The 7230-nt window shown below is 29.8% G+C and carries 6 protein-coding genes and 1 riboswitch; of the genes, 3 read left to right on the forward strand and 3 right to left on the reverse strand.

The window, feature by feature from the left end; all coding sequences use genetic code 11:
* Window positions 1-132: 132 nt before the first annotated feature.
* Window positions 133-227, reverse strand: a riboswitch (SAM-I-IV-variant riboswitch).
* Window positions 228-283: 56 nt separating this feature from the next.
* A complete protein-coding gene (locus B3792_RS02560; RefSeq protein ID WP_280038067.1) occupies window positions 284-742 on the reverse strand; it encodes a LexA family protein in 459 nt (152 codons plus the stop codon).
* Entirely contained in the window at window positions 743-2011 is a 1269-nt protein-coding gene (locus tag B3792_RS02565; protein ID WP_312068488.1) for a Y-family DNA polymerase, read from the reverse strand.
* Window positions 2012-2101: 90 nt separating this feature from the next.
* Here B3792_RS02565 and B3792_RS02570 point away from each other — a divergent pair, with 90 nt between their 5' ends.
* Window positions 2102-2908 carry a GIY-YIG nuclease family protein gene (locus B3792_RS02570; RefSeq protein ID WP_038330377.1) on the forward strand — a complete coding sequence of 269 codons (807 nt, stop codon included), beginning with the start codon at window positions 2102-2104 and terminating at the stop codon, window positions 2906-2908.
* Here the strand turns inward: B3792_RS02570 and B3792_RS02575 are convergent.
* On the reverse strand, window positions 2897-3481 hold the full coding sequence (locus B3792_RS02575) for an SOS response-associated peptidase (protein ID WP_038330378.1): 585 nt from the start codon (window positions 3479-3481) through the stop codon (window positions 2897-2899). The two genes, B3792_RS02570 and B3792_RS02575, sit on opposite strands and share 12 nt — an antisense overlap.
* Before the next feature lie 67 nt (window positions 3482-3548).
* On the opposite strand from B3792_RS02575, the gene B3792_RS02580 reads away from it, so the two are divergent.
* Both B3792_RS02580 and B3792_RS02585 read left to right on the forward strand, forming a co-directional pair.
* Window positions 3549-3827, forward strand: a complete 279-nt coding sequence (locus B3792_RS02580) for a hypothetical protein (protein ID WP_038330380.1) — start codon at window positions 3549-3551, stop codon at window positions 3825-3827.
* 302 nt (window positions 3828-4129) lie between these two features.
* A partial coding sequence (locus B3792_RS02585) for a DUF7149 domain-containing protein (protein ID WP_291068789.1) occupies window positions 4130-7230 on the forward strand: 3101 nt, incomplete at its 3' end.

The following is a 7230-nucleotide window of genomic DNA, read 5'->3' on the forward strand; positions in this document are numbered from 1 at the left end:
AAGTAGTTTAAGGAGAGACTAATTACTTCTTGATCAGAAAGTGAAATCAAGTTTTTTTCAAATTTTTCAGTTAAATTTTCCATTGTTTTGATACTTTAATTTATTAAACAGTATCAATCATTAAGAATTTAGAGAGTGACAATTTTTTGACTGAACAGCCCTCATCGCTTTACCACCGTGGTTTGTTAAACTCGGTTGGTGTACCTTATGTACTCTTGATGATTGAATTATGATATAAAATTATTGATTATATATAAATAATCAAAATAGTTTATAGTTTTTTTTAATTCCTCTTATGCCTCACCAAATCAGTTACCACACCCAAAATAATGACCACATCTTCATCTTGTAATTGAATGCAATTTTTGTATTTCGGATTTAGAGAAATCAATTGTTTGTTGATGGCATCATAACGTTTGAAAGTATATTCGGAATTGTTGACCGATACCACAATATCATCATGATGTCTGGGTTCGATATCAGATCGAATGATAAGTAAATCACCTTTCAGATATTCAGGATACATACTTTCGCCACCCACACGATTAAGATAAGTTGCTTCGGGATGATTCAGTAAAATTTCATCTAAACTAATATTATTTTGTACAAAATCAGCAGCAGGAGAGGGGAAACCTGCTGAAACATCACCAAAAAATTGAACAAATCGTTTTTCACCATCTGTTTTGATAGGGATATTGATTAACTCTTCTGAGAATTTCGGAACTTGAATAAACTGTACCATTTAATAAACATTTAAAATATCTGTAAATCTTGTTGTGTAGCAAGGTGACAATCGTTCTTGCTTCATTTTCCATTTTCTACGCACATCTTGCGAAGCTAATTTTAGCATATGATCGCCATAATTTACATTTAATTGATCCATCACACTCATCAACGCTTTATGTTTTGGAGATTCTGTATGAAATAAATTCATTTGTGCTTGATTATCGGGCGTAATAGCGGAAACGATAACGCCAGCTTTTTTATAATCAGGAACTTTGCCTTCAGCAGGAACCAATTTATCCAATAAAAATAAAGCAGATTTGGACAAAACGATACTCGAATTCGAATCAAAATCTAAGGTTGTACTTAATGAGTTTGAAACAAATGATTGCTTTTCATCAAAACGATTGGTCATCACAAAAACAGTAATAATGTTGCATTTTGATTGTTCTTTTCTAAGCTTTTCGGCACAAGAAACAGCAAAAGTAGAAACACGCTCTTTCAGATTTTCATAATCATTGATTGTTTTCTCAAAACTTCGAGTTGTGGCAATTGATTTTTTGCGTTGAACTTCATCTAATTTTAAAACGCTTTCGCCTAATAATTCTTTTTTCAAACGCAATTCGACGATGGAGAAATTTCGTTTGATGTATTCATCTTCAAGCAAGGTGAAATCATATGCATTACGACATCCGATATAAGATAAACGTTTAGCTAAACGTCGTCCAATTCCCCAAATATCCTCACATTTTAACCATTTTAAAGCTTTGTTTATTTTCTCTTTCGAATCAATCATATAAACACCATTATGATGTTTCGGAAATTTCTTCGCAATTCGATTTGCTACTTTAGCTAAAGCCTTTGTAGGAGCAATACCAATACAAACTGGAATTTTGGTAATGGTATATATTTTTTGTTTAATTTCTTGTGCATATTTCACCAAATCATAGTTATCAAAGCCTTTGAAAAGAAGAAAAGATTCATCAATCGAATAAATTTCAATATCAGGGCAATAGGATTTCAGAATAGTCATCACACGATTACTCATATCCGCATACAAAGCATAATTTGAAGAGAAAACATTGATTTTATTTAATCTAAAATTATTCTCGTATTCAAAAGCAGGAGCACCCATTGGAATGCCCAAATCTTTGGCTTCATTAGAACGTGCAATTACACAACCATCATTGTTAGAAAGTACCACAACAGGCTTTCCATTTAGGGTTGGATTAAAAACTCGTTCGCACGAAGCATAAAAATTATTGCAGTCAACTAAAGCATACATCATGTTACAAAGTTGAGCAAATAAAGCGCTACAAGGTGTCGCGGAAAAGTGTTAAAAAATAATAATTAGAAATTGATTCAGTAAATTTGTGCCATGGTACTGAATGATAGATTGAAAATGTTGGTTGACCAAGTTCCAAAAAATATTTGTGGCGTGTATTATTTATACAACGACAAGCAAGATATTATCTACATTGGAAAAAGTATTGATATCAGAAAAAGATTGATTCAGCATTTCAAATCACTTGATAAAAAGGAAATTAAACTTCAGCATTTTACGCATTCTATACAATTTGAAAATACAGGAAATGAATTGATTGCTTTGTTGAGAGAATCTGAATTAATCAAACAAAATCTGCCACTATTTAATCGAGCTCAACGAAAAATTAAGTTTTTCTATGCTTTGAACAAAGAAATAAATTCGGATGGTTATCATGCATTAATTGTGAAGAAAATTGATAACTCTGGGAACGAAATTATCTCATTTACATCGTTAAATGAAGCAAAAGATTATTTATTTTACATTACAGATAAATATAAGCTTTGTCAAAAAATAAATGGTTTATATAAAACCAAATCAAGTTGTTTTCAATATAGTTTAGACGAATGTAACGGAGCTTGTATAAATAGGGAAGAAGTGAAACTTTACAACAAAAGAGTTCGTCAATTTTTGAAAACAATACATTTACCCAAAAAGGACTTTTTATTTGAATTGGTTGGAAGAACTGAAAATGAAAAAGGTATTGTATTAATTGAAAAAGGAGTTTACAAAGGATTTGGCTATTGCGATCATTTAATTGAGAATCTAGACGAAATGAAATCATTTATTGAACAAAAACAAGATAATAAGGATGTCCGAAAAATCTTATTTCGACATATAAAATCCGAATTATCCAAATAAACTCACTTGACCATCTTCACGCTGGTAGCTGAAATCAGTAAACGGAACAATTGGTTTACAATTAAGCCAATTCATTAAGTTTTCATCATCATTTAGGACTATTGGCATACGATGTTTAGTATTGTGGATATAATCCATAATGCCGACAGCTTCAGTTGTAACTATCGTAAACGTATCATCAGAATATAATCCTGCTAAACACATCAGATTATTGTTGATTCCGATATCATATTTGATTTTGTCTTTGCCTTCGTGTCGCCATTCATAAAAGCCATCAACCAATATCACACAACGATTGGTGTAAGCATCTCGAAAAGATGGTTTTTCATCTATAGTTTCAATACGTGCGTTTAAGGTGTTATTCGAATTAAAATCATTTCCAGCCCAATGCGGAATTAAACCCCACTCGAACAAATGAATATAATCTTGTTGATTAGTGATAACAGGCAACTTTGGATGATCAAAACCTTTGAAATGAGGATTTGGCGTAAATGTAACCTCGGGTTTGAATTTCAACCTCGATTTCTTTTCAATCTGTTCTTTTGTTTTGGTCACTTTTACATGAAAACACATAGCATCTACTTTGGAATAAAGGTAATGATTACGACTATAAGAACAATTAAAAATTGAATCAATTAAAATGATTGTAGAAGAATTAAAACGAATTTTTTATAAACTTACGGTTTCACGTAAATCAGATTGTAACGCTCTATGTAGTTTTGTTGTATCAAGAAAATTAATTGCGATGGGAATATTTGATTTTTTAAAAAAGAAAGAATTTGATAAAATTTCTGAACTCGAAAAAAAGATTATTAGTTTAGAAAATAGTAATTCTGAATTGAACTCTAATCTAACTAGATATAACGGAATAATAGATGTAGAATACTATATAAAAACAGAAAAAGAAAATCAACTATAGAATCAATTGAAATGATTGAAGAAGAATTTCCAACGAGTTTGATGTAATTCGTGCATTTTAAACAAACTCACCAATTATGATGAATATCTAAAAAATTATAGGATAAGAGCTTTTTAAGCATTTTTGATATAAATCTTAGTTTTATTCATTCTTGATGCGGCCAAAATATTATAACAATATTATTATAGAGATAAATATTTAAAAACACTAAACTTTATAAGTAATTATTAGATAGTTTTATATGTTAAAATTTTATTTCTTTATAGATATATTGTTATATTTAATAACTAAACTAATATGAAATGATATCTATCGTTAAAGCATTAAATCCCGCTTATCGCCAATTTAAGCCAATCCGCAAAGAAGTTGAAAATTTCAAATCTGAATTATTAGCTTGCTTAGAATCGATTGGAATTAGTGATAGTAGAAATGAATCTGAAGAACATTTAAAAGAACCTATAAAGAAGTTCTTAACCAATACATTTTATCAAAAGAATTTAATCAATACCAAAGATCGAATTGATTTAGCTATTTATTTAGATAAGACAGCTAAAAGTGATGTTGGTGTTATTATAGAAGCCAAAAGACCGAGTAATAAAGCCGAATTTATTTCAACGAATAATATCAATAAAAAAGCGTTACAAGAAGTTTTATTATATTATTTACGCGAACGCATAGATTATAAGAATAATAACATAAAGCAAATTATAGTTACCAATGGGATTGAATGGTTCTTTTTCAAAGGGGAAGACTTTTACGATTATTTTTATAAAAATACAGAATTAATAAAAGAATATGCGCGTTTCCGTGATGGATTAAAAGACACTGCTAAAAACGAGCTATTCTATAAAGAAATAGCCGCAATTTATATTGAGAAGGTAAAAGACAAACTTCCCTATGTACACATTAAATTAGACACGAAAGAAATAACAAAATACAATGATACTAAAATTAGTAACCTATATAAATTATTTTCTGATACGCATTTATTAGGTAAATCATTTGGTAATGATAGTAATAAGCTAAACAATGATTTCTACAAAGAGTTACTTCATATTATCGGTTTAGAAGAAATAAAAGAGAAAACAGGGTCTAAAAAGATAATTGTAAGAAAAGATCCTAAAGAACGTGATTATGCTTCTATACTAGAAAATACAATTTATACATTAGAAGATAAAAGTTATCTAGATCGTATAACGAATATACCAAATTCTCCAGAGAAAGCTTTCAATGTAGGGTTAGAGTTATGTATTAATTGGATCAACCGTATTCTATTTCTTAAATTACTAGAATCACAGTTAGTCAGTTATAACAAATCCAAAGAATACAAATTCTTAAATTTTAATTTTCTAAATGGTTATGATGCTTTAAACGATTTATTCTTTTCAGCATTAGCAAGACCATTAAATGAAAGACACGATAAAAACAAGGAACGTTTCAAGAATATCCCTTATCTAAACAGTAGTTTGTTTGAACATAGTGAAATGGAGCGTTTAACATTTGATATTACTGCACTGAAAGATGAAGAAATGCAAGTTTTTTCAGGTACAATTTTAAAAGATAATAACGGTAAAAAATTAAATGGTAAATTAAATACGCTCGATTATATCTTCCGATTTTTAGATTCATACGATTTTTCGGCTGATGCCAATACAGATATTGAAGATGAACAAAATGGAAAAACCTTAATTAATGCTTCGGTTTTGGGTCTAATCTTCGAGAAAATTAATGGATACAAAGACGGCTCATTCTATACACCTGGGTACATTACAATGTTTATGTGTAAAGAAGCGATTAGAGAGGCTGTGGTAGATAAATTCAAAGCAGAATACCATCATTCTATCGAAACTTTTGAAGATGTAAAAGCTTATTGTCAAAGTTTCTTTAAAAAAGAGGATAGAATCAAATTAAATAACACCATCAATACTTTAAAAATATGTGATCCCGCTGTAGGTTCTGGGCACTTTTTAGTTTCTGCTTTAAATGAATTAATTGCTGTAAAAAGTGAATTAGGAATCCTTTCTAATGAACAAGGTGAAAGAATACCGTGTGAAGTTTCAATAGAAAATGATGAGTTATATATTGCTTATAACGAGGGTGAATTATTCGAGTATAATCGACAAGATGTTAATAGTCTTCATATTCAAAAAACATTGTTTCATGAAAAACAAACCCTAATTGAGAATTGTTTATTTGGTGTAGACATCAATCCCAATTCGGTAAATATTTGTCGTTTACGTCTATGGATAGAGCTGTTAAAGAATGCATATTACACAACTGAAGGCGAATTGCAAACATTACCAAATATCGATATCAATATTAAATGTGGTAATTCGTTAGTTCACCGATTTAAGTTAGACGACAGTTTAAAACAAGCGTTTAAAAATAAAGAAGTTACATATTCAATAAACGACTATAAAACTGCAGTTAGTGAGTACAAACACACGAATAGTAAAGCAAAAAAAGCTGAAGTAGAAACCATTATCCGAAACATCAAAAATAATTTTAGAACAACTTTAGATGCTAAAATCAAAGAAAAAATATCTAAAGCCCTAGGTGAATATGAAAACGAAAAATTACGCTTAGATAACTTAACATTATTCGGAGAAAAGATTAAAAAAGCAGATAGAGACAATTTAAAAAAATTGAAACTAAAAGCAGAGAAATTAACCAAAGAGAAACAAGAAATTTTGGACAATGTCATGTTTCAGAATAGTTTCGAGTGGCGCTTCGAGTTTCCTGAAGTATTAGCAGATGATGGTTCTTACCTAGGATTTGATGTCATCATCGGGAATCCGCCTTATATTCAATTACAAAAAATGAAAGAAGCAAGTAATATGCTTCAAAAATTAAATTATGCTTCATTTGCAAAAACGGGAGACATCTATAGTTTGTTTTACGAATTAGGAAATAATATTTTAAAACAAAATGGATGCTTAATTTTTATTACTTCCAATAAGTGGATGCGTGCTGCCTATGGAGAGAGTTTAAGAAAATATTTTATTGAGCAAACAAATCCTAAAGTCTTAATTGATTTTGGAGGAATTCAAATATTTGATTCTGCAACAGTTGATACTAATATTCTAATGTTTAAAAAACAACAGAATCAATACCGAACTCTTGCTTGTATCGTAAAAGAAAAAGTAATAAATAATTTGGGGGATTATTTTAGACAAAACCAAACATTAATCGACTTCAATTCATCTGACAGTTGGGTAGTTTTATCACCTATAGAGCAAAGCATAAAAGCTAAAATTGAGGCAGTTGGCACACCTTTAAAGGATTGGGATATTAGAATAAATTACGGGATTAAAACTGGATTTAATGATGCCTTTATTATTGATGGAAAAAAGCGTGAAGAACTGATTAAGCAAGACCCAAAATCTGCCGAAATTATACGACC

Origin of the sequence: Empedobacter sp. UBA5924, from assembly GCF_002431085.1 — a bacterium.
In the GTDB taxonomy this organism is placed as follows: domain Bacteria; phylum Bacteroidota; class Bacteroidia; order Flavobacteriales; family Weeksellaceae; genus Empedobacter; species Empedobacter falsenii_B.

What these genes read in the sequence shown, in the direction of transcription:
- B3792_RS02575 (WP_038330378.1), bottom strand. Translation starts at nt 3,481, where the DNA reads ATGTGTTTTCATGTAAAAGTGACCAAAACAAAAGAACAGATTGAAAAG.
- B3792_RS02580 (WP_038330380.1), top strand. Translation starts at nt 3,549, where the DNA reads ATGATTGTAGAAGAATTAAAACGAATTTTTTATAAACTTACGGTTTCA.
- B3792_RS02560 (WP_280038067.1), bottom strand. Translation starts at nt 742, where the DNA reads ATGGTACAGTTTATTCAAGTTCCGAAATTCTCAGAAGAGTTAATCAAT.
- B3792_RS02565 (WP_312068488.1), bottom strand. Translation starts at nt 2,011, where the DNA reads ATGATGTATGCTTTAGTTGACTGCAATAATTTTTATGCTTCGTGCGAA.
- B3792_RS02570 (WP_038330377.1), top strand. Translation starts at nt 2,102, where the DNA reads ATGGTACTGAATGATAGATTGAAAATGTTGGTTGACCAAGTTCCAAAA.